This window comes from Erwinia sp. Leaf53, from assembly GCF_001422605.1.
In the GTDB taxonomy this organism is placed as follows: domain Bacteria; phylum Pseudomonadota; class Gammaproteobacteria; order Enterobacterales; family Enterobacteriaceae; genus Erwinia.
Window position 1 is genome coordinate 94,508 of the sequence record NZ_LMLK01000024.1, and the last position, 21,102, is coordinate 115,609.

Consider the following 21,102-nt stretch of genomic DNA (forward strand, 5'->3'; position numbering starts at 1 on the left):
TACCGGAGCCCCTATGAAAACCAATCTTAAAGAACTGCTCGAATTCCCCACCTCTTTTACCTATAAAGTGATGGGCCTGGCACAGCCGGAGCTGGTCGACCAGGTGGTTGAAGTGGTGCAGCGTCATGCACCGGGCGATTACTCTCCGGACGTTAAGCCAAGCAGTAAAGGCAACTACCACTCGGTGTCGATCACCATTACCGCCACGCACATCGAGCAGGTGGAAACGCTGTATGAAGAGCTGGGCAAGATTGAAATTGTCCGCATGGTGCTGTAACCCCCGACAGTGGTGTGGGCAAGCTGGTTCTTGCCCACCACCAGCGCTATACTGCACGCCTCACTCCCTACCGGATTGTCCGTTTTGCCTTACGATACTCTGATTGTCCGCCAGCTGGGCCTGCAGCCCTGGGCACCCGTCTCCCTTGCTATGCATCAGTTTACCGAACGCCGGTCTGACGATACGCCGGATGAAATCTGGCTGGTCGAGCATCACCCCGTATTCACCCAGGGCCAGGCGGGGAAAACCGAACACCTGCTGGTTCCCGGTGATATCCCGGTAATGCAGAGCGATCGCGGCGGCCAGGTGACCTATCATGGTCCCGGACAACAGGTGATGTACGTGCTGGTCAATCTGAAGCGCCGTAAGCTGGGCGTGCGCCAGCTGGTCAGCTGTATTGAACAGACGGTGGTCGATACCCTTGCCGGCCTCGGCATTAGCGCCGCAGCCCGCGCCGACGCGCCCGGGGTCTACGCTGACGGCAAAAAGATCTGCTCGCTGGGCCTGCGCATTCGGCAGGGCTGTTCATTCCACGGTCTGGCGCTCAACGTGGCGATGGATCTGGCGCCGTTCCTGCGCATTAACCCCTGCGGTTATGCCGGGATGGAAATGACTCAGGTAAGTGCCTGGCATCACGGAATCACGACTGCCGATCTGCAACCCCTGCTGGTAGAGAATTTTGCCCGCCTGCTGTCAGCCGGTGACGTGCAGTGGCGAAATGATGCCAGTTTATCGCTAAACTGTGCGCTCTGATTTACAATTCTGTAACGCTTTCTGCCGCTAACTGGCTGTTTCTGGCAGAGGGAAATGATATAATTTTTTGCGCTTTTCAAAAAAAGTTTAAATCAATAAACTCATTGAGTGTTATGCGGGCGTTTAAACCTCTTTACCGAGTGGCTCGCCGTCATCCAACCTGGAATCAGCAAGATTATGAGTAAACCGATTGTGATGGAACGCGGCGTTAAATACCGCGACGCAGACAAAATGGCCCTGATCCCGGTGAAAACCGTGGTCACCGAACGGACTGAGATCTTACGTAAGCCGGAATGGATGAGAATCAAACTCCCCGCCGACTCCAGCCGTATTCAGGGCATCAAAGCCGCCATGCGCAAAAATGGTCTGCATTCCGTTTGCGAAGAGGCCTCCTGCCCTAACCTTGCTGAGTGTTTTAACCACGGTACGGCCACCTTTATGATCCTCGGTGCCATCTGCACCCGTCGCTGCCCGTTCTGTGACGTGGCCCACGGCCGGCCGAACATGCCTGATGCCAGTGAGCCGGGTAAACTGGCGCAGACCATTGCTGATATGGCGTTGCGCTACGTGGTAATCACCTCGGTTGACCGCGACGACCTGCGTGACGGCGGTGCCCAGCACTTTGCCGACTGCATTACCGCCATCCGTGAGAAAAGCCCGGCCATCAAAATCGAAACGCTGGTGCCTGACTTCCGCGGACGTATGGATCGCGCGCTGGAAATCCTCAACGCCACCCCGCCGGACGTCTTCAACCACAACCTCGAAAACGTGCCGCGCGTCTACCGTCAGGTTCGCCCGGGCGCTAACTATGACTGGTCGCTGAAGCTGCTGGAACGCTTTAAAGAGGCGCACCCAGAGGTGCCGACCAAATCGGGCCTGATGGTGGGCTTAGGTGAAACCAATGCGGAAATCGTCGAAGTGATGCGCGACCTGCGTCGCCACGGCGTCACCATGCTGACCCTCGGCCAGTATCTGTCACCGAGCCGCCACCACCTGCCGGTACAGCGTTACGTCAGCCCGGCTGAGTTCGATGAGATGAAAGCCGCGGCGATGGATATGGGCTTCACCCATGCGGCCTGTGGCCCGTTCGTGCGCTCGTCTTACCATGCTGACATGCAGGCAAAAGGTCTGGAAGTTAAGTAACCACAGGGTACGGTTGCGGAAAAGAAACGGATGCCCCATTGATTAACCCGGTGCCGCCCTGGTGGCTGGCACCTCAGGTTGACGTGGGTCATCCGTTTTTTATTAGCTGGCGGCGGGGTTACTCTTTGTGGTTCAACCGGGATGCGGGCTGCTCTTCAGCGGCGGTTTTCTTCGCGGCCGCATCGTCATCGCTCATCGCATTTTTGAATCCTTTAATTGCTGAACCTAAATCGCCGCCCAGCGTGCGCAGTTTTTTGGTGCCGAACAGCAGCACGATAAGCGCACCCACGATCAGCAGCTTGGCAAGACTGATACCTTCCATATAGACCTTCTTTCAGTGAATCTGGCCGCGAACGCGACCTGCCCGTTAACCGGCTTATTAACGCGCAGTTAGCAGGCGATTACTAACGTCAAACTGTAACAGAATATCAGCCGCAGGGCGGGATCAGAGGTGAGAACCGCTGCGGATTGCCGGGATGGCGCGGTTCATACAGGGAACGGGGACACTGAACCACAGCGCCGTCAGACAGCCTTTTGCCGTAGTTCTGGTCGGACAAAACGGCGATTGGTCAGCACCGGCAGCTCGCGACGTACGCTGCGGATCCGTTCAGGATCGACCTCAGCCAGCAACAGGATCGGCGCTTCGCCGGCGCGTGCGGTAATTACCCCCAGCGGGTCGACCACCAGGCTGCTGCCGATATTCTTCGGGCCGCATTCGCCCACCGCCAGCAGATAACAGGTATTCTCAAGCGCCCGCGCCACCGCCAGCACCTCCCAGTGCCGCTCTTTGTGTGGCCCCTTAACCCAGGCGGCGGGCAACACCAGCACCTCGGCACCGTCCAGCGCCAGCCGTCGTGCCAGCTCGGGGAAGCGCAGGTCGTAGCAGGTCATCAGCCCGATCTTCATGCCATCAACCTCAAGCAGCGGCGGCACCACATTGCCCGCATCCACGTTAAGCGACTCCTGCACGGCAAAGGCATCGTACAGATGCAGTTTGTCATAGCGGGCAACGATCTCACCGCGCCGGATAGCCACCAGCACGTTAAGCGCCCGCCCCTCGCCGGCCGGCACGTGCAGGGTCATAACGGTGGTCAGGTCGTCGCCGCGGCTGGCCGCCAGCAGCTGGCTGAGGAACGGGCCATCCAGCGGCTGCGCGGCGCGGATCACCAGCTGCGGATCGGTGATATCACGGGCCAGCACCGCCTCCGGCAGCACCAGCAGGCGGGCACCCTGCCTCTGCGCCTGCGCCATCAGCTCGCCACAGGTGGCGGCATTCTCCTGCCACTCGCGGCTGACCGCGAACTGTCCCAGGGCAACTTTCATGGTGGGGTCAACTCCTTAATATGGTATCGCGGAGATTCAGTGTAGCCCTCGCGTTCATAAAAGGCATTGGCCTTTTCACGCCGCTGATGGCAGTGCACCTCCATGCGGTCACAGCCACGCTCCTGCGCCAGCTGCTCCGCATACTGCAACAGCTCCTGCCCGGCCCCTTTACTGCGCTCACCTTCGGCGATACAGAAGTAGCTGATGCGGGCGAAATCACCCGCCAGCGCCAGCTGCGGTATAAAGTGCAGGGAGAGAAAGCCAAGTACGGTGTTGTCATGCTCGGCCATCAGCAGGCGTTCAGTATCATCCGCTATCAGCTGCGCCAGCCGGCGTTCAATAAACGGGGCGGTCCCTTCATAGCCCAGTTCCGCCAACAGCGCACTCAGGGCAAAAGCATCTTTCGATTCAGCCAGACGAATTTTCATCCAAATCTCCACAGAGGTGCGCGGGTCGGGCACGTTAAAAAATGACCCTCTGTTTATAGCCTTCGTTTCGGGTGGCGCGCAAGCGCAGCGATCACAGAGTGATGTTACAAAAACTGAGTAATGTAAAGGTGGCGTGCTGTGGCCCGTACTGCGCAGGGTTTAATCTTTTCTTAATCTTCTTTCGCCACACTGGCAGCCACGACACTTTCCAGGATAACGATGATGAACGCTGTTCCCCGAAGCTTTAACGAAGGCCTGACCGTACTGATTGCCGGCGCAGCGGCAGCAGCCTGGCTGGTGCAGTTTTTTGGCCGCTGAACGCCGTCTGATGTTTTTAGCGCAAAAAAAACCCGCCATTCGGCGGGTTTTTAGAATTCTGTCTGATAACTTAAATAGCGGCAACGTTAGCAGCAGATGGGCCTTTGGCACCGTTGGTGATTTCGAACTCTACGCGCTGACCTTCAGCCAGAGTTTTGAAACCATTGCTCTGGATGGCAGAGAAGTGTACGAACACATCTTTGCTACCATCTTCAGGAGTAATGAAACCGAATCCTTTGGACTCATTAAACCACTTAACGCTACCTTTGATCTTAGACATCTAATATTACCTTTACATGAAAAATGGACACTAATCTGTGTCAGGGTTAGTACAGCAATTGCCGAGGCGTTTGTCCAGTAGCCAGCTACGAAAAAGTGATAAAAATCGCTTTTTTTTTACTCTGAGTCAGTTTTGTCTCATCCCGGTGAGGTTAAAACTGCCAGCGTAACCAGGCAAAATAGACATTCCCATTATTGTAAGTACCTGGAATATAGGTCATCTGAAAGGTTGCCCTGCCGTAACCCACCGATGCCAGCGGTAAGACTAACGGAACCGGAATATATTTCCAGTTATCGCGTGCGGTAAACCCGGCGGTATAACCGAGGCCCAGATGGAAGTCAGGATCGTTAAGCGGACGCCAGGTTTTCTCCCAGCCGTAACCGCCAATCGGCTCCCACTTGTTGTAGGAGTCCTTAAAGGCCATCAGATAAAGACCGTTCCAGTTCCCCTGCTCATCATAACGGGAGATACCGCCCCCCGCGCCCCAGGGACGTTCGTTGTAGCGATCGGTTTTTTCTTTATCGTACGTCCAGCGGTTGTGCCAGGTAATGGCAGGTATATAGAGATCGACGCCCTGCGGCTCATTCCAGGTCTTACTGATATTGCCGGTAAAGGTATTCCACGAGGAGGAAATACCCTCGCTCAGGGTGGAAGCCTGAACGCTGGCTGCGCTCATATTCGCCAGCAGGCAGGTAAAAATAAGTGTGCTGTGTATTCTCATCTCAATTCCCGGCTTCAAATTGCCAGATAACGCCAGATTATCCAGCTAAAATCTTTTACTATGCGTTGTAATAGCTGCACAATTATAACGTTTTAATTTAAATACTCCATGAATAAACAACCGATGGCTGATACAAATATCCGGGAGAATTTAAACATAAGCTATTGATATATATTAGTATTTTTGAATATTAGGATTTCTCTCAATCTTAGTAAAAACATGAGCGATATGGGCGATAAGGAGAGGAAAAGACAGCATCACTTCAGATAATAGAAGTTACCAGAAAAAACCAACCAAATGACTCCAGAAAAATTGACACAGATCATTAAAACAGCGTTTTAAAACAAATTATTTATCATTAAAAAGAAGAAATGCGCAAAGAAAACAAAAAACACAATACAAAACAACAATTTAAAATAAAATCCTCTATTTTGTATAATAAATATTTCTGATAGATCTCCGCACGTTTTTTGTTAAGATATTTCTTATCCAAGAGGATGCAAGGACAGAGGAGAGTGGTGATGTTCAGGTGTGGCAGATGCGGCAGCGCTAAATTTTTCTACACAACATCCGGGGACGAATGGGGCCCCCATCATGGTGCCCTCTGTGCATTTTGTCATAAGCGCCTTAATGTCCACGATACTGCCGCCAGCCCGGCTACGCCCACCGTGGGCGCTTCATCCAGCCGTGAAAATCCATCCCCGCCGCCGCCCTTTCCTGAATCTTCCTGAGCGATCGCCAGCACAGCCTGTTATTGATTCACACGCTTGTTTTTAACACATGTCGTAAAACGTGCAATAAATGTCAACCGCCACTCCGGCGGACACTCCTCTGCCGTTGTTGATTCACCATTGAGACCCGAGCTTATAACGTGAGAGAGGTAAATAACCTCTCGGATAAAGATTCACGCGGATCTTTTCCGGTGAATCAACGGAACCTGTTATATGCATGCGTGTGGACCAGGCAGTACTTCCCCCGACCGCCCGGCAGAGTGGACTATATTATGTGACTTTGACGGCACCATCGGCGTTGAAGACGTCACCGATACCTTACTGGAAAATTTCGGCCAGCCAGGCTGGCAGGATGCAGAACAGCGCTGGATGCGCGGTGAGATAGGTTCTGCACAGTGTCTGAGCGAACAAATCGCGCTGCTGGACATGTCGCGTTCGCAGCTGGAGGCCTGCCTCGAACGCATCACCGTCGATGCAGGATTTGCCGGTTTTGTCCGTCAGGCGCAGGCCAGTGCGATCCCTATCGCCATCGTCAGCGACGGGCTGGACATCGCCATTCACCATATTCTGCAGCATCAGCGGCTACCCGCGCTGCCGGTATTTGCCAACCGGCTGGTGCAGACCGCAGAGCGCCGCTGGCGCATTGACTTTCCGCATCGCCATCCCCAATGCCTGCAGGCCAGCGGTAACTGCAAATGTCAGTTCACGCAACGGCTGGCACCGCAAAGGCTGCTGGTGATCGGTGATGGCCTTTCCGACTTCTGCGTCGCCTCGCGGGCCGATCACGTCTTTGCCCGCGCCCGCCTTATCGCCGAGTGCCGGCGCGCATCGCTGCCGTTCACCCCTTTTGACCGCTTCCCTCAGCTACCGGCCGCGCTGGCCCGGTTACAGGCGCAGCATGCAGCCCAGGGCCCGCGGAGGCAACATGACCGCAAAGCATGATTACTGGCTGCCCGGCGGACCGGTGGGCGTGCTGCTGGTTCACGGCCTAACCGGTACCCCGCAGGAGATGCGTGGCGTGGCGCGCGCGTTTAACCAGGCGGGTTATACCGTCTATGTCCCTCAGCTGGCCGGCCACTGTGGCACGCCGGAAGACCTGGTCAACAGCGGCTGGCGGGACTGGTATCAAAGCGTCATTACGGGTGCTGAGGCGCTCTCAGCCCGGGTCGACAGGCTGTTTATCGGCGGGCTGTCGATGGGCGCGGTGCTGGCGCTGAATTATGCCGCCGACTACCCACAGCGGGTCAGCGGCGTGCTGGTGTACAGCATTACGCTGCGCTACGACGGCTGGAGCATTCCCGTGCTGTCGCGTCTGGCGTCGCGCTGGCTGCTGCCGTTCACCGGCTGGCTCAGGCTTGGCCGTAAACGGATTTTCTATGAAACCCCACCTTACGGCATCCGAAATGAGGTGCTGCGCAGGAAGATTGCCGCGAAGATGTTCAGCGGTGACAGCGTGGCGGCTGGCCTGCCCGGCAACCCCTGGCCGGCCCTGAATGAGATGAGCCGCCTGTCGCGCCACCTGCGTCGTCACCTGTACCGGGTGACCTCCCCCTGCCTGATCCTGCATGCGGCGGAAGATGATATCTCTCACCGACGCAACGCCGAGTGGGTGCGCGACCGGGTCAGCGGCCCGGCAGAACTGGTGCTGCTGGCAAACAGCTATCATATGATTACCATCGATAATGACCGCAGCGAAGTGTTCCGCCGCTCAACAGATTTCGTTCGCCAGCAGTCAGCGCCGCCTTTACAGCCCGACTGCAGGTGGATTTCTCAGGCCGGGGGAGCAGGATGAACACGCTGACGCTGGCCCTGTGGCTGTTGAACGTAACCGTGGACTGCGGCGGGCAGCTGGCGTTTAAAGCGGCGGCGCAAACCGGCTCAGAGCACACCGGCTGGCAGTACTGGCGACAGCTGCCCTCCAGGGGCTGGCTGTGGCTGGGCATCGCCTGTTACCTGCTGGAGTTTGTGCTGTGGCTGGCCTTCCTGACCCGGGTGCCTCTCGCGAAAGGTGTGATGCTGGGTTCGCTGAGCATCGTGCTGATCATGCTGGCGGGGCGTCTGCTGTTCCACGAGCGCCTGACCGGCTGGCGGCTGGCGGGAATGCTGCTGATCTCGCTGGGCGTGGCGCTGGTGGGCGTGCAGGGATGAAGCGCCTCGCCTGGAGTGGCTTTCTGATCCTGCTGCTGTTTGACACCCTGGCTCAGGTCAGCTTTAAGTTTGCTGCCCTGCATGCCCAGCCGCTCGGCGCAGATGCTGCCTGGCTGTGGCGGGTGTTCGGCCACGGTTGGATCTATGGCGCAATCGCGGGCTACCTTGGCGCATTTTTCACCTGGCTGTCGCTGCTGAAATCCGCCCCGGTCGGCCCGGCGTTTGCCGCTTCGCACCTTGAGATACTCAGCGTCATGCTGGCCTCCGCCTGGCTGTTCGGTGAACCGCTGACGCAGGTTAACCTGGCCGGCGCGGGGCTGATCCTCGCCGGCGTCGCCTGCCTGGCGAAAGGCGAAGCGGCGCTGGCCGGCGCGGGGCAGCCGCAATCCCCCTACGTGAAGTCGTCACACTGATGCGCTGCGCCGCGCGCCGCGAACTGCCGCCGACCGCCGGGTTGCCGCTGCGCTGGCGCGATCTGCTGGCTGGCCGGCCGGACTTTGCCGCCGCCCTGGCGGCCGAGTTTGGTATTCCCGCACCGCTGTTGACCTGCTCCGGCACCGCCGCGCTGATCGTGGCGCTGCGCACCCTGCAGCAGCAGCAACCGCAGCGGGATGAGGTGATCGTGCCGGCGTTTACCTGCCCGCTGGTGGCGCTGGCCGCCTGGCACTGCCCGCCGCTGAAGATCGTCCCCTGCGATCTGCTGCCGGGGCGCATTGATTTTGACCCACGCCAGCTGAGCCAGCTCTGCACCACGCGTACCCTGGCGGTGGTGGTCACCCACCTGGCAGGTCGCGTGGCCGACGCCGCGACCGCCGCACGGCTCTCCGCCCGCTGCGGCGCGGTGCTGATTGAAGACTGCGCCCAGGCGCTGGGCGCGCGCCGCGGGGGGCAGAGCGTCGGGCTGATCGGCGAGATCGCGTTTTTCAGCCTGGCGATGGGGAAAGGGCTGACCACCGCCGAAGGGGGCATCCTGTTCAGCCGCCTGCCGACGCTGCACGCCGCGCTGGCCCGGCAGATCGCCAGCGACCTGCCGCACCGCCCGCTGGCAGAGCTGGGCCGCATTGCCACGCTGTGGGGCTACCGGCTGTTCTATCACCCGGACCGTCTTGAGTGGGTGTATGGCCGCCCGCTGCGGCGGGCGCTGGCGCGCGGCGACTGGCTGAGCGCGGTGGGCGAGAACTTCACCGCAGCGGCGATCCCGCTGTACCGGCTGGGGCGCTACCGCCAGCGGGCGGCGGCGGCGGCGCTGCGGCGCCTGCCCGCGTGGCTGCTGCAGGGCCGTGAGCGGGCGCAGGCCAGGGTTGCCCTACTGGCACGGCTGCCGGGCGTGACCGTGATTCAGGATCGCCATGACGGCGTCTGGCCGTTTATGCTGCTGTTGATGCCCGACCGCGCCAGCCGCGACGCGGCGCTGGAACGGCTGTGGTGTGCCGGGCTGGGGGTGAGCCGGCTGTTTATCAGCACGCTGCGCCACTACCCTGACGTCCTGCCGCTGCTCTCCCTGCGCAGTCAGACCCCCAACGCGGATCGCTTTGCCGCCTGCTCGCTGACCCTCAGCAACAGCCCGTGGCTCAGCGACGCCGACTTTGCCCGTATCCTTAGCGCGCTGGGCCAGGTGCTGCCAGCGTCGGGGTAATCTCGGCCAGCAGCAGCCGGTTGATCTGCCGGTGCTGATGCTGCCACGCTTCCAGCTGCGCCGGGTCGGCCAGCGGCTGGCCGTCCAGCGCGCTGAGCCAGCGTTTAAAACGGCGCTGAAAGCGATAAACGGAGGCCTCGCCGGTGATATCCGCACCGAGCAGCCGTCCGCGGCAGGCGCGGATCAGTCGCAGCAGATGTTGCGGCAGGAAACGCCCCTGATCCCAGTTGGTGGTCACCACCTGCGGGCTGAGCACGTCTTTATCCAGCGACAGATAAACCGGCAACGGTGCCAGCTGTGACAGAAACCTCGCCATCAGCGTATCCGCATCGTGAAAACAGTGCGGATCGGGCCGCCGTCCCGGCCAGTTCAGCCAGCGGGTACTGACGTCGAGGCTCCAGTAGGTCAGCTTGCGGCGCAGCTGCGGACCGGCATGGATCTCCCAGCGGTGACGCCAGCTGATGTCGTGCGAGCAGATCCCCAGCACGTGGATCGCTCTGACCTGCGGCAGGCGGCTGGCCCAGTACACCCAGGAGCCGCAGTGAATCCCCAGCGGATAGCGCATGGTATCCGGGTGGTTATCGCAGACGATCAGCTGCAGCGGCTGGGTCACCCGCTGCAGCAGCAGGTAGCTGAGGTGGTGGTAATCGCCGCTACCGGTAAACACGCAGCCGGGATCCGCGGGAAGCCGAACCGCCAGCAGCGACGCCAGCCGCTGAAAGTCCCGCCAGCGGCAGCCGAAGCGGATCGTCTCCTGCCACGGCTGCAGGGGTAGAACGGTTGCCCGCTCAATGCCGCTGACCGAACCATCAAAATCGAGGATTGCCGGTGGCCGGGAGTTCATCACAGGCCCCCCCCCTGCTGCACCCGGCTGTCGTGCGCCAGGTGGTGACGAAAACAGCGCAGCGCCCCGCGCAGCAGCGGATGACGCGCCCTGACGAGGTGCCGGGTCCAGGTGAATTGTGCCCCGAGGCTGGCCTTCACCTGCGGGTCGGTCCAGCCGGCGATATAGGCCTGCAGCCCCTCCGCCAGCGCATACTCCAGATTAACCATCCAGCTCACCACGTACAGGTTAAATTTCAGCGCCAGCGCGTAGTCAAAGCCGATGTACTTATCGACCAGCCGGCCCTGATAGCGGTAGCAGAGGTTAAATCCCACCAGTTGCTGCTGATGCCAGTAGCAAAACACCATTCCGTCACTCTGCGCATCCTGCAGCAGATGGTTAAAGAAAGCCGGGCTGAGCCGGTCAAAGTGGATATCACTCTGTTGCCAGACGGCCAGATAACACTGATAGAGTTGGGCCTGCCAGCAGGCGTCGTTGAATCGCGCGTCACCACAGGGCAGCCGTTCAATGCGCAGGTGGTGGCGGCTACGCAGCTTACGGCGGATATGGCGGCGGCGACTGTGCGACAGCCGCATCAGATAGTGATCGATGCTGGTAAAATCAATCGCCACCCACGCCAGCGCCTGGCCCGCCACGCTGATAAATCCGCGCTGCTGCGCTAACGCGCTCAGGCGGTCGCTGTAGTCATTCTCCTCCTGCGTGAGCAGCGGCGAGGCGCAGGGCAGATCTTTAATAATGGTTAACGGCTGCTGGCTGCAGTGGTCCGCGATCCAGTCAAGCAGCTCGACGGGTTCAGGCTGCTGCGGCAGGCACGCATACTCACTGGTAGTGGCGCCGATAAAGCAGGCTTCCAGCCATAACAGCTGTTTCCAGCGGTGATAACCCGGCCAGCGGCGCAGCCGGGCGAGCAGCGAGGGGGCCGCCGTGGTCAACAGATCGAGCCGGGTGGTAAAACCTATCAGTCCATTGTCAGCACGCTGCGCGTCGAAGCCCGGCGGCGGGTGCTGAACAAAGCCGTTCAATAGCTCCGACGGCTCCAGCTGATTACGGTAACGGGGAGGCAGCACGTTCAAAGGGGAAGTGTCCGCTAACGGGGTGCCTGACGGCACCCGGGGTAATCAACAGGCTCAGCGTTCCCGCTTCGCACGTACCAGCAGCTGGTCAAGCAGCCTGATTGCCCGATCGATGTCGCTGCGGCTAATCTCCAGCGATGGCGCAAAGGTAATCACATTTTTGTAGTAGCCCCCTACGTCCAGCACCAGGCCGCATTTTTCACCGGCGTCATCCAGCGTGCCCGACAGGCCGATGTCGACCATTTTATCCAGCAGGCCCCGGTCAGGGGTGATGCCGTCAGCGGTACAGAGCTCCGCACGCAGCGCCAGTCCGAGTCCATCCACGTCGCCGATCTCCCGGTGCTGCAGCTGCAATGACCGCAGCCCCTCAAGGAAGTAAGCGCCGCTTTCTGCCACCTGCCGCCCGTAATCTTTCTCCGCCAGCATCTGCATCACCTCCAGCCCGACGGCGGTGCCGAGAGGATTAGAGGCAAAGGTGGAGTGGGTGGAGCCCGGCGGGAAGGTCTGCGGATTGATCATCTCTTCCCGCGCCCAGATGCCGGCCAGCGGGTTAAGCCCGTTAGTCAGCGCCTTGCCAAACACCAGCACGTCAGGCGTGATGCCAAAATGCTCAACCGACCACAGTTTGCCGGTGCGGTAGAATCCCATCTGGATCTCATCCACCACCAGTAAAATGCCATAGCGGTCCAGCACCCTCTTCAGCGCCGGATAAAAATTACGCGGTGGTATAACATAGCCGCCGGTCCCCTGCACCGGTTCAATATAAAACGCGGCAAATTCAGACTGCCCGGCTTTCGGGTCCCAGACGCCGTGATATTCGTTTTCAAACAGACGGGCAAAATCGGCCACCAGCTTGTCGGCGTACTCTTCTGCGGTCATGCCTTTCTGGCGACGGAAGGGATAGGGAAAAGGGATGAACTGCGCCCGTTCGCCAAAGTGGCCAAAACGACGGCGATAGCGATAGCTGGAGGTGATAGCGGAGGCGCCCAGGGTGCGGCCGTGGTAGCCGCCTTCAAACGCAAACATGCGGCTTTTCCCCTGACAAAAATTGCGCACCAGCTTCAGCGAGTCGTCAATTGACTGCGCGCCGCCAACGTTAAAATGCACGCGACCGGGCAGGCCAAACTTTTGCTGCATATCCTGGGCAATTACTTTCGAGAGTTCGACTTTACTCGGGTGCAGATACTGGCTGGCCAGCTGCGGCAGGCGATCGATTTGCCGCTTCAGCGCGTTATTAAGACGGGGGTTGGCATAACCAAAATTTACCGCCGAGTACCACATCTGTAAATCGAGATAGGGCGTACCCTCGGCATCGTAAAGGTAGCTGCCTTCGCAGCGGTCAAACACCTTAGGCGGGTTAACATAGTGAACCGTGTCACCATGCGAACAGTAGCGGGCTTCATCCAGTAGCAGACGTTCATTACGACAGTCCATGGTCACTCCTTACACTTCACCATTGAAGTATCGGGAGTATATCCAGCCGCAGGGAGATGACATCCGCCGCCAGCGCCGCGTTGAACGGCGGTTTAACGTCAGCGCACGTATCGTGTTTTGCTACAGAGGGGGTGCCGCGGGCGGGCGGGCAAAGTGCCAGGGCCGCCCGCGAACGGGTCAGAACAGCAGTTTAAAGACGCCGGTCAGGGTCAGTAAGCCAACAATAAAGATAATCGCGATAATCCAGAGAATAATTTTCATTCCATGCCCTCTCAGTCAGTCAAATACCCGTTACCTTTATTACTTCGGTATTGGGGTCAGTGAGTTAAGTATAGAAGAAGATCCTCATTTCGCGCGTCCTCCTACACCAGCAGGGAGATCAGCCAGACCAGTACAAACCCGGTTACGCCCATCGCGGTCGTCAGCACCGTCCAGGTTTTCAGCCCGTCCGCCACCGACAGCCCGAGGTAGCGGGTCACCACCCAGAAACCGGCATCGTTAACGTGGGACAACCCCAGCCCGCCGAAACAGGCCGACAGCGTCACCAGCACCAGCTGGATCTCACTCTGCCCGCTGACCGCCTGCGCCAGCAGCCCGCTGGTGGTCAGGATCGCCACCGTGGCAGAGCCCTGCGACGCGCGCAGCGCCAGCGACAGAATAAAGGCGGCGGGGATCAGCGGCAGGTTGATGGTCTCCAGCGACAGCGCCAGCGCCTTACCGACGCCGGACTCCACCAGTACCTTACCAAAGGCACCGCCGGCCCCGGCCACCAAAATCACCCCGGCCGATCCCGGGATTGCCCGCTCCAGCAGCTCGCTCAGGCGGTCTTTACTCCAGCCGCGGCGCAGGCCCAGCAGCCAGGCGGAGAGCGCCAGCGCAATCAGCAGGGCAATTGCCGGCGTGCCGACCAGAGACAGCAGCTGGCGCAGGGCACTGCCCGCCGGCAGCACCGTATGCGCCAGGGTACCCAGCACGATCAATACGATCGGCACCACGATCAGCCCGGAGATCAGCCAGGCCCCCGGTGGCCGCTGACCGTCGGTCGGCGTCGCGCTTTCCGGCTTCGCCAGCTGCATCTGCTCCAGCACGTCCAGCGACAGGTGATACTGACGGCGGTTCATCGCCTTCGCCACAAAATAGCCGACCACGCCGACCGGAATCGACACCAGAATGCCCAGCAGCATCACCCAGCCGATATCGCTGTGCAGCAGGCCGGTGGCGGCGGCGGCCCCCGGATGGGTTGGCAGCGCCACGTGCACCGTCAGCATCACGCCGGCCATCGGCAGGCCATACTTCAGCGGCGACACGCGCGCCACCTTGGTGAAGCCGTAGATCAGCGGGATGACGATAATAAAGCCGACCTCAAAAAATACCGGAATGCCGAGAATAAAGGCGGCAATGGTCAACGCAGCCACGGTACGCTTCACTCCCAGCGAACGGGTAAAGCGCTGGGCCAGCGACTCCGCCCCGCCGGACGACTCGATAATCGCGCCGAGCATCGCCCCGAGCACGATGATAATGGTGATGGCTCCCAGCAGGTGCCCCATGCCGTCTACGATCACCTTCATAATATTATCCACCGGCATGCCGGTAGCGAGGGCGACCAGCAGGCTGACCACCAGCAGAGCAACAAACGGATGAACCTTGGCTTTAATCACCATCACCAGCAGCAGCAGCACGCTGGCCACAGCGATGGTTAACAACAGGGCGGTAGACATTTTCTTTACCTTCTGAGGGCTTATTATTTATGCGGTGCCGTTGGCACCCTCTTTATTTTCCCCGGCGGGTGGCCGGATACGGGCAACAGAATTCCTGAGCGGCCTGCCGGAGCAGGCCACTGAACAATAAAACGGGCAATCAGGTCAGATTACAGCGGGCGGTAAGGGTCCAGCCAGCCGAGCCCGGCCAGGGTCGTGGTGCGCGGGAAGTATTCGCAGCCAATCCAGCCCTGATAGCCGCTGCTATCCAGCAGATCGAACAGCCACGGATAGTTCAGCTCGCCCTCGTCCGGCTCGTGCCGGTCCGGCGCTGAGGCGATCTGAATATGCTGATACTGGCCGGCATACTCGCGGATCAGGTGGCTGAGGTTGCCGTCCACCCGCTGCGCGTGGAACAGATCCAGCTGGGTAAACACCCCTGGACGATCGATGCGTTTAACCATCTCCAGCGTCTGATACTGGCTGGCATAAAGGTAATCAGGTTTGGTTAGCGGGTTCAGCGCCTCCAGCAGCACGCGGATACCGTGCGGGGCAAAACGCTCCGCCGCGTAGCGCGCGTTGCTGATAAAGGTCTCAGACCACTGCTCGCGATCGGCAGCATGCGGCACCACCGATGCCATCAGATGCACCTGGCGGCACTCCAGCGCCAGCGCATACTCCAGCGCGCGGTCGATATCGCGTCGGGCATCGGCTTCGCGGCCCGGGATCGCCGCCAGCCCCCACTCCCCCGCCGCGCTGTCGCCAGGCGCGGTATTAAACAGCACCAGCTCCAGCCGGTTGCGGGTGAGCGCCTGCTTCAGTTGCTCAGGCTGATAGTCGTAGGGAAACAGAAACTCCACCCCGCGAAATCCGGCGGCGGCGGCGGCGTCAAAGCGTTCCAGGAACGGCAGTTCGGTGAACAGGGTCGACAGGTTGGCGGCAAACTTTGGCATGGTTGGTTCAGCTCCGTAATTCAGCCACTTCGCTATCGGACAGATAGCGAATCGGGCGATCGCCCAGGGTAAAGATCAGCCGGGCGGTCTCTTCCAGCTCTTCGGTGTTATCCGCCGCCTCACGCAGCGTTTTACCGACCACCACCGGGCCATGATTGGCCAGCAAAAACGCCCTGTAGTGCGGCGCCAGCCGGGCAAGGTCTTCGCCCAGGCGGGGATCTCCCGGACGGTAGTAAGGCACCACCGGCACGTCACCCACCCGCATCACCACGTAGGGGGTAAAGGGGCGAATACAGTTCTGCGTATCCAGCCCTTCCAGGCAGGAGAGCGCGGTCAGGTACAGGCAGTGCAGGTGTACAATAGCACCGCAGGCCGGATTATTCAGATAGATGGCGCGGTGGAAGCTAATCTCTTTCGACGGCTTATCGCCGCCGATCCACTCGCCGTCGGCGGTCACTTGTGACAGCCGATCCGCCACCAGCTCACCGAGACAGGAGCCGGTCGGCGTCGCCAGCAGGGTGCCGTCTTCCAGGCGCATCGACAGGTTGCCGGCCGAGCCGGTGGCGTAGCCGCGCTGGAAAAACGACGCCCCCAGGCGCACCATCTCTTCACGTGCCTGCTGTTCGGTCATGAGACAAACTCCGTCTGTGCGCGGGCAAAGAAGTTCTCATCGCCAAAGTTACCGGATTTCAACGCCAGCGACAGCGGGCGTTCGGTGGCACGCACCCACGGCACCCCGGGGGAGATGGTCGGCCCAATATGGAACGCCTCCACCCCCAGCGTCTGCGCCACCACGCCGGACGTTTCACCGCCGGCAACGATAAAGCGCTGCCAGCCACGCTGCTGCAGCTCACGCACCACGCGGGCAAACAGCTGCTCCACCGCCTCGCTGCTGGCTTCAGCGCCATACTGCTGCTGAATGCGCTGTAACAGCGCCGGCTCGGCGGTGGCATACAGCAGCGGCGCCAGCGGGTCCTGCTGATGCGCGGCCACCCAGTCGCACAGCTCAATGGCGTAAGCGTCGCCCCCGGCAATGGCGCGGGCCACGTCGATCGCCTGCGCGGCGGCCTGCTGGCGGTAGCACGCCACCTGACGGTTGGTCATCGCCGAGCAGGAGCCGGAGATCGCCACCGTTTTTCCCGCCACCGGCGCGCCGGCGGCCTGCGCCGCCGCGCTGTTATGCTCGTGGCTGGCCCACTGACGGGCAAGGCCAATCGCCAGGCCGGAACCGCCGGTGACCAGCGTCATCTCGCGCAGCGCCTCCCCCTGGGTCAGCAGATGCTGCTCGCTAAGGGCGTCCAGCACCACATAGCGCACCCCCTGCCCGGCCAGCGCCGTCAGCGCCTCGCGCACCGCCTCCGCGCCGCGATCGAGGGTCTGCGCGGCGACCAGCCCGGCCTTACCGCTGGCCTGGGCCTCGATCAGCCGCAGCAGGCTGCTGTCAGTCATCGGGGTCACCGGGTGGTGACGCATGCCGGAGTCCGACAGCAGCTGGTCCATCACAAACAGGTGCCCCTGATACACCGTGCGGCCGTTAACCGGCAGCGCCGGCGAGATCACCGTCAGCGCCTCGCCCAGTTCGGCCAGCAGCGCATCGGTCACCGGGCCGATATTGCCCCGTGCGGTGCTGTCGAAGGTGGAGCAGTATTTAAAATAGAAACGCTCGCAGCCCTGCTGCTGCAGCCAGCGCAGCGCCTGCAACGCGTCGGCAACGGCAGTCTCCACCGCGCAGGAGCGCGACTTCAGGCTGACCACAATCGCCTGCGCTGCGCTGCCGACACCCCTCTCCGGTATGCCATTCACCTGCACGGTCGCCATGCCGTTCTGCACCAGAAAACTGGCGATATCGGTCGCGCCGGTAAAATCATCGGCAATCACCCCCAGACGCATCACTGGCCCTCCTGCTTTTCCGGCAGCGTAATGCCGCTGAAGATCTTAATCACCGCGCTGTCATCCTCACGACCATAGCCGGCATTGCTGGCGGAGGTGAACATGTTAAAGGCGGTCGAGGCCAGCGGCAGTGGGAAGCGCAGCGCTTTGGCCGTCTCGGCCACCAGGCCGAGATCCTTCACGAAAATGTCCACGGCGGATTTAGGCGAGTAGTCACCGTCCACCACGTGGCGCATGCGGTTTTCAAACATCCATGAGTTGCCCGCCGCGTTGGTCACCACATCGTACATGGTGTCGAGTGGAATTCCGGCGCGGGCGGCCAGCGCCATCGCTTCGGCACCGGCGGCAATGTGCACCCCGGCCAGCAACTGATGAATAACCTTTACCGTGGAACCCAGGCCGATCTCGCTGCCGATGCGGTACACCTTGCCGGCCACCGCGTCCAGCACCGGCTGCAGGCGAGCAAAGGCGTCATCGCTGCCGGAGGCCATTACCGTCATCTCGCCGCTGGCGGCTTTAACCGCACCGCCGGAAACTGGCGCATCCAGCATGATCAGCTGATGCTCTGCCAGCCGCTGCGCGATCGCCTGCGCATCCCCGGCAGAAATGGTCGACGACACCATTACCGCGCAGCCCGGCTTCAGCTGAGCGGCCAGCCCGCCCCCGGCAAACAGGATCTGATTCACCTGCGCGGCGTTGACTACCAGCAGCAGCACCGCGTCCAGCTCAGCGGCAAAACCGTCAGCACGGCTCTCCGCCGCCTGAGCACCGCTGTCGCGCAGGGTCTGCAACGCCTGCGGATTGAGATCCACACCCCAGGTTTTCAGCCCGGCGCGCAGGCAGGACTGCGCCGCCCCCATGCCCATCGAACCGAGGCCAACCACACAGACCGATAATGATGTTGCGTCAGACATAGGTTCTCCATGTTAATTTTGGTGATGATTTGTTTTGTTGTGTGAAGTATAACCGGCGGGAACGGCAGATTTGGTGATGCAACTCACAATAATTAACATGCAGTGGCGTTTAATTCACAGTAATTAACAATGCAGGGATGACGAGAAAAATATAAAATCCAATACTTACAATAAGATAATCAAAAGCCGCTCGCAATTTCACAGCCTGCGCGCGGTATAATGTGATAAATTGATAAAAACATCAGGCTCAGGAGATGAAACCGAGATGATCCCGGTAGAGCGCCATCAACAAATCTTAACGCTGGTTGAACAACGCGGCGTGGTGAGCATTGCCGAACTGACCGAGCGACTGGGCGTGTCGCATATGACCATCCGTCGTGATTTGCAGAAACTGGAAGAGAATGGCGCGGTGCTGCTGGTCTCCGGCGGCGTGCGTTCCACCGAGCGGCTGGCCAGCGAGCCCTCGCATTTTGATAAAACCAGCCTGTTCAGCGAAGAAAAACGCGCGATTGGTGCGATGGCCGCACGGCACATCCCACGCAACAGCTGTATCTACCTTGATGCCGGCACCACCACGCTGGCGCTGGCGCGCGAGCTGGAGCCGCGCGACGACCTGCTGATCGTGACCAATGACTTCGTCATCGCTAATTTTATTATCGACAACAGCCAGTGCCGGATGATCCACACCGGCGGCACCCTGTATCGGGAAAACCGCTCCTGCGCGGGTGATGCGGCAGCGCAGACGCTGCGCGGGCTGTCGGTGGATATCGCCTTTATCTCGGCATCATGCTGGAGCCAGCGCGGTATTTTCACCCCGGACGAAGAGAAAATCGCGGTTAAACGAGCCGCCTGTGAGGTCAGCGGCAAACGGGTGCTGCTGGCGGACAGTTCCAAATACAATAAGATCGCCTCCTTCCTCGCACTGCCGGTGACCTCTTTCGACTGCATCATCACCGACCCGCAGTTACCGGGCCCGGCACGTCAGGAACTGGCGCAGCGCGATCTGGATGTGATCCTTGCCGTGTAGCCGGCAGACCAGGCCAGTGGTACAGCGAAACGGCGATCGCGCTCACACCGCGTGGCGCGAGGCAAAATCGGTTCAGGCGATCAATTTAACGCTATCGATCGATATAACCATTTATTATTTATACGGAAATTATGCAATCATTTAGCGGAATCACCGACCGCAAAGTCGCTAATAGTTAACACTTGCCCACTCGTGCGTGGGCTTTTTTTTACCCTCAGGAAACCGGCGGCGTCGGTTCGGCTTCCGCCTCTTCCGGCTGTTCGCTCACCTGCCGCCGCTGGCTGCGCAGGCGCTGGCTGGCCTGAAAAATGGGTGCGGCGAGAAACAGCAGCACGCTGCCTGACATGCCGCAGATCAGCATACTGACGGCACCGAGCCAGCCCTGTCCGGCACTGACCCCCGCGGCCACCAGCGATACCAGGAAGAAGAACATCAGCGTCATACTGATCGGCCAGAGGTTGGCGATATCCATGTCGCTCAGCGCCATTTTTACCGGTTTAGCCGCCAGCTGCTGCTGCTGCTGTTCCTCAACCACCCGCTGCATTAAGGTCTGCAGATCGACGCAGGGGGCAACAAAGTCCTCAGCGGGTTGCGGATCGTGCAGCTCTTCAAACACCTGGTCAATCGGCGGGAAATGCGCCGGCCAACTGCCGCCGTGTACGCCGTAGGTAGCCAGCGCCGGCAGCGTAATGCGCGGCCACTGCACCGCCTGCAGATAACGATCCTGCAGCACCACCCAGCTCTGCCGCGTTTTGCCTTTACTGACGTGATAGAGCTTCAGACGGTCAGCCGGTGGGTAGGCCAGATAGGTGACTCTGGCCGCAATCAACGGAATATGCCGCTGGCGGCAGTAGGTGACCCGGCTCTGCCCCTGTACGGCCAGCAACACGGCCAGCGCAGAGATGAAATAGTAGGAGGTGCTGTCGGCCGCGTAAGGCCCGTTCAGGTGCTCATGCAGCTTCTTCTCGCTGTTGCCGTTGAGATGCTCCGGCCACCAGCGCCAGCTGCGGCCGATGACCTGCTCAGTCGGCACCTGAAAAACGCCGACGGGTTCCGTTTCGGAAGGCAGGATGGCAAACGGAAAAATCTTGCTGAAAAAGGTCAGTGCATCGTCCGGGCCGTGCCACTCACCGCTGGCCTCAAGGCCGTGCAGATTGGCGGTCAGATCCCCCCAGCCGGCCTTGCCCAGCAGGTCAATCTGGTATTTGGTGTCCGCCAGCCGCTTGCCAAGCTGCATAATCTCCTGCGGGATCGCCGACATATCCAGCAACGGCAGGGTCCTGACTTCGCTCTGTTCACTTTCCATACTGCTGCTCACCCCAAGAATATCGCCCGTAACCATAGAAATTAAGCAGGGGAAACCTGCTAATAAATAAGGAAAATACCGCCGCAGAACGCGTAACGGTAAAGCATCCCTCCCGGCTGAAACACCGCGGATGCTGTTTATAAAAATTTGGCTTTAGTCAAAAAATCAATAAGAATCAAGGTAATAGTATACGATTGCTTCGGGCG

General features: G+C 60.1%; 23 protein-coding genes. 9 read left to right on the forward strand and 14 right to left on the reverse strand.

Annotated elements, in window-relative coordinates:
- The first annotated feature begins 13 nt into the window (after positions 1 to 13).
- From ybeD to lipA, 3 genes are all read left to right on the forward strand, one after another.
- A complete protein-coding gene (gene ybeD / locus ASF13_RS18905) occupies positions 14 to 277 on the forward strand; it encodes a DUF493 family protein YbeD (RefSeq protein WP_048916777.1) in 264 nt (87 codons plus the stop codon).
- Positions 278 to 361: 84 nt separating this feature from the next.
- A complete protein-coding gene (gene lipB, locus ASF13_RS18910; protein WP_056240025.1) occupies positions 362 to 1,030 on the forward strand; it encodes a lipoyl(octanoyl) transferase LipB in 669 nt (222 codons plus the stop codon).
- Between the two features lie 177 nt (positions 1,031 to 1,207).
- Positions 1,208 to 2,173, forward strand: coding sequence for a lipoyl synthase (gene lipA, locus ASF13_RS18915; protein ID WP_056240027.1), 966 nt, complete (start codon positions 1,208 to 1,210; stop codon positions 2,171 to 2,173).
- A gap of 118 nt (positions 2,174 to 2,291) precedes the next feature.
- Here lipA and tatE read toward each other — a convergent pair whose 3' ends face one another.
- From tatE to pagP, 5 genes are all read right to left on the reverse strand, one after another.
- Positions 2,292 to 2,495, reverse strand: a complete 204-nt coding sequence (tatE, locus tag ASF13_RS18920) for a twin-arginine translocase subunit TatE (RefSeq protein ID WP_056240032.1) — start codon at positions 2,493 to 2,495, stop codon at positions 2,292 to 2,294.
- Between the two features lie 200 nt (positions 2,496 to 2,695).
- Positions 2,696 to 3,496 (reverse strand): deaminated glutathione amidase, encoded by an 801-nt coding sequence (locus tag ASF13_RS18925; RefSeq protein WP_056240036.1) that lies wholly within the window; start codon positions 3,494 to 3,496, stop codon positions 2,696 to 2,698.
- Positions 3,493 to 3,924 (reverse strand): GNAT family N-acetyltransferase, encoded by a 432-nt coding sequence (locus tag ASF13_RS18930; protein ID WP_056240039.1) that lies wholly within the window; start codon positions 3,922 to 3,924, stop codon positions 3,493 to 3,495. The genes ASF13_RS18925 and ASF13_RS18930 overlap by 4 nt, the downstream gene beginning before the upstream one ends.
- A 388-nt stretch (positions 3,925 to 4,312) precedes the next feature.
- Entirely contained in the window at positions 4,313 to 4,522 is a 210-nt protein-coding gene (gene cspE / locus ASF13_RS18935) for a transcription antiterminator/RNA stability regulator CspE (RefSeq protein ID WP_004156612.1), read from the reverse strand.
- A gap of 151 nt (positions 4,523 to 4,673) precedes the next feature.
- Positions 4,674 to 5,243, reverse strand: coding sequence for a lipid IV(A) palmitoyltransferase PagP (gene pagP / locus ASF13_RS18940; protein ID WP_056240042.1), 570 nt, complete (start codon positions 5,241 to 5,243; stop codon positions 4,674 to 4,676).
- Between the two features lie 944 nt (positions 5,244 to 6,187).
- Here pagP and ASF13_RS18945 point away from each other — a divergent pair.
- From ASF13_RS18945 to ASF13_RS18965, 5 genes are read left to right on the forward strand one after another with little or no spacing between them, the layout of a single operon-like run.
- Entirely contained in the window at positions 6,188 to 6,916 is a 729-nt protein-coding gene (locus tag ASF13_RS18945; RefSeq protein ID WP_056240044.1) for an MtnX-like HAD-IB family phosphatase, read from the forward strand.
- The gene (locus ASF13_RS18950) at positions 6,900 to 7,766 is read left to right on the forward strand and encodes a carboxylesterase (protein WP_056240047.1); all 867 of its coding nucleotides are present in this window, start codon (positions 6,900 to 6,902) and stop codon (positions 7,764 to 7,766) included. The genes ASF13_RS18945 and ASF13_RS18950 overlap by 17 nt, the downstream gene beginning before the upstream one ends.
- Positions 7,763 to 8,122: an EamA family transporter gene (locus ASF13_RS18955; RefSeq protein ID WP_056240050.1), complete on the forward strand. Its 360-nt coding sequence runs from the start codon at positions 7,763 to 7,765 to the stop codon at positions 8,120 to 8,122. The genes ASF13_RS18950 and ASF13_RS18955 overlap by 4 nt, the downstream gene beginning before the upstream one ends.
- The gene (locus ASF13_RS18960; RefSeq protein WP_056240053.1) at positions 8,119 to 8,535 is read left to right on the forward strand and encodes a multidrug efflux SMR transporter; all 417 of its coding nucleotides are present in this window, start codon (positions 8,119 to 8,121) and stop codon (positions 8,533 to 8,535) included. Before ASF13_RS18955 ends, ASF13_RS18960 begins: the two co-directional genes overlap by 4 nt.
- Positions 8,535 to 9,758, forward strand: a complete 1,224-nt coding sequence (locus tag ASF13_RS18965; RefSeq protein ID WP_056240057.1) for a DegT/DnrJ/EryC1/StrS family aminotransferase — start codon at positions 8,535 to 8,537, stop codon at positions 9,756 to 9,758. The genes ASF13_RS18960 and ASF13_RS18965 overlap by 1 nt, the downstream gene beginning before the upstream one ends.
- On the opposite strand, the gene ASF13_RS18970 is transcribed toward ASF13_RS18965, so the two are convergent.
- The 8 genes from ASF13_RS18970 to ltnD all read right to left on the reverse strand — a co-directional run bounded on the left by ASF13_RS18970 (position 9,721) and on the right by ltnD (position 18,563).
- Entirely contained in the window at positions 9,721 to 10,605 is an 885-nt protein-coding gene (locus ASF13_RS18970; protein ID WP_156365622.1) for a hypothetical protein, read from the reverse strand. The two genes, ASF13_RS18965 and ASF13_RS18970, sit on opposite strands and share 38 nt — an antisense overlap.
- Positions 10,602 to 11,669 (reverse strand): GNAT family N-acetyltransferase, encoded by a 1,068-nt coding sequence (locus ASF13_RS18975; protein ID WP_235515073.1) that lies wholly within the window; start codon positions 11,667 to 11,669, stop codon positions 10,602 to 10,604. The genes ASF13_RS18970 and ASF13_RS18975 overlap by 4 nt, the downstream gene beginning before the upstream one ends.
- Before the next feature lie 60 nt (positions 11,670 to 11,729).
- Positions 11,730 to 13,109, reverse strand: a complete 1,380-nt coding sequence (locus ASF13_RS18980) for an aspartate aminotransferase family protein (RefSeq protein WP_056240065.1) — start codon at positions 13,107 to 13,109, stop codon at positions 11,730 to 11,732.
- Positions 13,110 to 13,471: 362 nt separating this feature from the next.
- Entirely contained in the window at positions 13,472 to 14,827 is a 1,356-nt protein-coding gene (locus ASF13_RS18985; protein ID WP_056240069.1) for a GntP family transporter, read from the reverse strand.
- Positions 14,828 to 14,976: 149 nt separating this feature from the next.
- Complete coding sequence (locus ASF13_RS18990; RefSeq protein WP_056240072.1) at positions 14,977 to 15,759, reverse strand: HPr family phosphocarrier protein; 783 nt, start codon at positions 15,757 to 15,759, stop codon at positions 14,977 to 14,979.
- A 7-nt stretch (positions 15,760 to 15,766) separates the two neighbouring features.
- Positions 15,767 to 16,390 carry an aldolase gene (locus ASF13_RS18995; protein ID WP_056240074.1) on the reverse strand — a complete coding sequence of 208 codons (624 nt, stop codon included), beginning with the start codon at positions 16,388 to 16,390 and terminating at the stop codon, positions 15,767 to 15,769.
- Positions 16,387 to 17,649: a 3-oxo-tetronate kinase gene (gene otnK, locus ASF13_RS19000; protein WP_056240078.1), complete on the reverse strand. Its 1,263-nt coding sequence runs from the start codon at positions 17,647 to 17,649 to the stop codon at positions 16,387 to 16,389. The genes ASF13_RS18995 and otnK overlap by 4 nt, the downstream gene beginning before the upstream one ends.
- Positions 17,649 to 18,563 (reverse strand): L-threonate dehydrogenase, encoded by a 915-nt coding sequence (gene ltnD / locus ASF13_RS19005; protein WP_056240083.1) that lies wholly within the window; start codon positions 18,561 to 18,563, stop codon positions 17,649 to 17,651. The genes otnK and ltnD overlap by 1 nt, the downstream gene beginning before the upstream one ends.
- Positions 18,564 to 18,828: 265 nt before the next feature.
- Between ltnD and ygbI the strand changes: the two genes are divergently transcribed.
- Positions 18,829 to 19,590: a DNA-binding transcriptional repressor YgbI gene (ygbI, locus tag ASF13_RS19010; RefSeq protein ID WP_056240086.1), complete on the forward strand. Its 762-nt coding sequence runs from the start codon at positions 18,829 to 18,831 to the stop codon at positions 19,588 to 19,590.
- Between the two features lie 214 nt (positions 19,591 to 19,804).
- On the opposite strand, the gene ASF13_RS19015 is transcribed toward ygbI, so the two are convergent.
- Positions 19,805 to 20,896, reverse strand: a complete 1,092-nt coding sequence (locus ASF13_RS19015) for a hypothetical protein (RefSeq protein ID WP_056240089.1) — start codon at positions 20,894 to 20,896, stop codon at positions 19,805 to 19,807.
- Positions 20,897 to 21,102: the final 206 nt, after the last annotated feature.

Bases quoted from the DNA above. Each gene is read 5' to 3' on its own strand.
- ASF13_RS18925 (WP_056240036.1), bottom strand. From the start codon at position 3,496: ATGAAAGTTGCCCTGGGACAGTTCGCGGTCAGCCGCGAGTGGCAGGAG.
- tatE (WP_056240032.1), bottom strand. From the start codon at position 2,495: ATGGAAGGTATCAGTCTTGCCAAGCTGCTGATCGTGGGTGCGCTTATC.
- cspE (WP_004156612.1), bottom strand. From the start codon at position 4,522: ATGTCTAAGATCAAAGGTAGCGTTAAGTGGTTTAATGAGTCCAAAGGA.
- ASF13_RS18960 (WP_056240053.1), top strand. From the start codon at position 8,119: ATGAAGCGCCTCGCCTGGAGTGGCTTTCTGATCCTGCTGCTGTTTGAC.
- ygbI (WP_056240086.1), top strand. From the start codon at position 18,829: ATGATCCCGGTAGAGCGCCATCAACAAATCTTAACGCTGGTTGAACAA.
- ltnD (WP_056240083.1), bottom strand. From the start codon at position 18,563: ATGTCTGACGCAACATCATTATCGGTCTGTGTGGTTGGCCTCGGTTCG.
- ASF13_RS18930 (WP_056240039.1), bottom strand. From the start codon at position 3,924: ATGAAAATTCGTCTGGCTGAATCGAAAGATGCTTTTGCCCTGAGTGCG.
- ASF13_RS18985 (WP_056240069.1), bottom strand. From the start codon at position 14,827: ATGTCTACCGCCCTGTTGTTAACCATCGCTGTGGCCAGCGTGCTGCTG.
- ASF13_RS18950 (WP_056240047.1), top strand. From the start codon at position 6,900: ATGACCGCAAAGCATGATTACTGGCTGCCCGGCGGACCGGTGGGCGTG.
- ASF13_RS18990 (WP_056240072.1), bottom strand. From the start codon at position 15,759: ATGCCAAAGTTTGCCGCCAACCTGTCGACCCTGTTCACCGAACTGCCG.
- ASF13_RS18965 (WP_056240057.1), top strand. From the start codon at position 8,535: ATGCGCTGCGCCGCGCGCCGCGAACTGCCGCCGACCGCCGGGTTGCCG.
- ASF13_RS18955 (WP_056240050.1), top strand. From the start codon at position 7,763: ATGAACACGCTGACGCTGGCCCTGTGGCTGTTGAACGTAACCGTGGAC.
- lipA (WP_056240027.1), top strand. From the start codon at position 1,208: ATGAGTAAACCGATTGTGATGGAACGCGGCGTTAAATACCGCGACGCA.
- ASF13_RS18945 (WP_056240044.1), top strand. From the start codon at position 6,188: ATGCATGCGTGTGGACCAGGCAGTACTTCCCCCGACCGCCCGGCAGAG.
- ASF13_RS18995 (WP_056240074.1), bottom strand. From the start codon at position 16,390: ATGACCGAACAGCAGGCACGTGAAGAGATGGTGCGCCTGGGGGCGTCG.
- ASF13_RS18980 (WP_056240065.1), bottom strand. From the start codon at position 13,109: ATGGACTGTCGTAATGAACGTCTGCTACTGGATGAAGCCCGCTACTGT.
- ybeD (WP_048916777.1), top strand. From the start codon at position 14: ATGAAAACCAATCTTAAAGAACTGCTCGAATTCCCCACCTCTTTTACC.
- otnK (WP_056240078.1), bottom strand. From the start codon at position 17,649: ATGCGTCTGGGGGTGATTGCCGATGATTTTACCGGCGCGACCGATATC.
- pagP (WP_056240042.1), bottom strand. From the start codon at position 5,243: ATGAGAATACACAGCACACTTATTTTTACCTGCCTGCTGGCGAATATG.
- ASF13_RS19015 (WP_056240089.1), bottom strand. From the start codon at position 20,896: ATGGAAAGTGAACAGAGCGAAGTCAGGACCCTGCCGTTGCTGGATATG.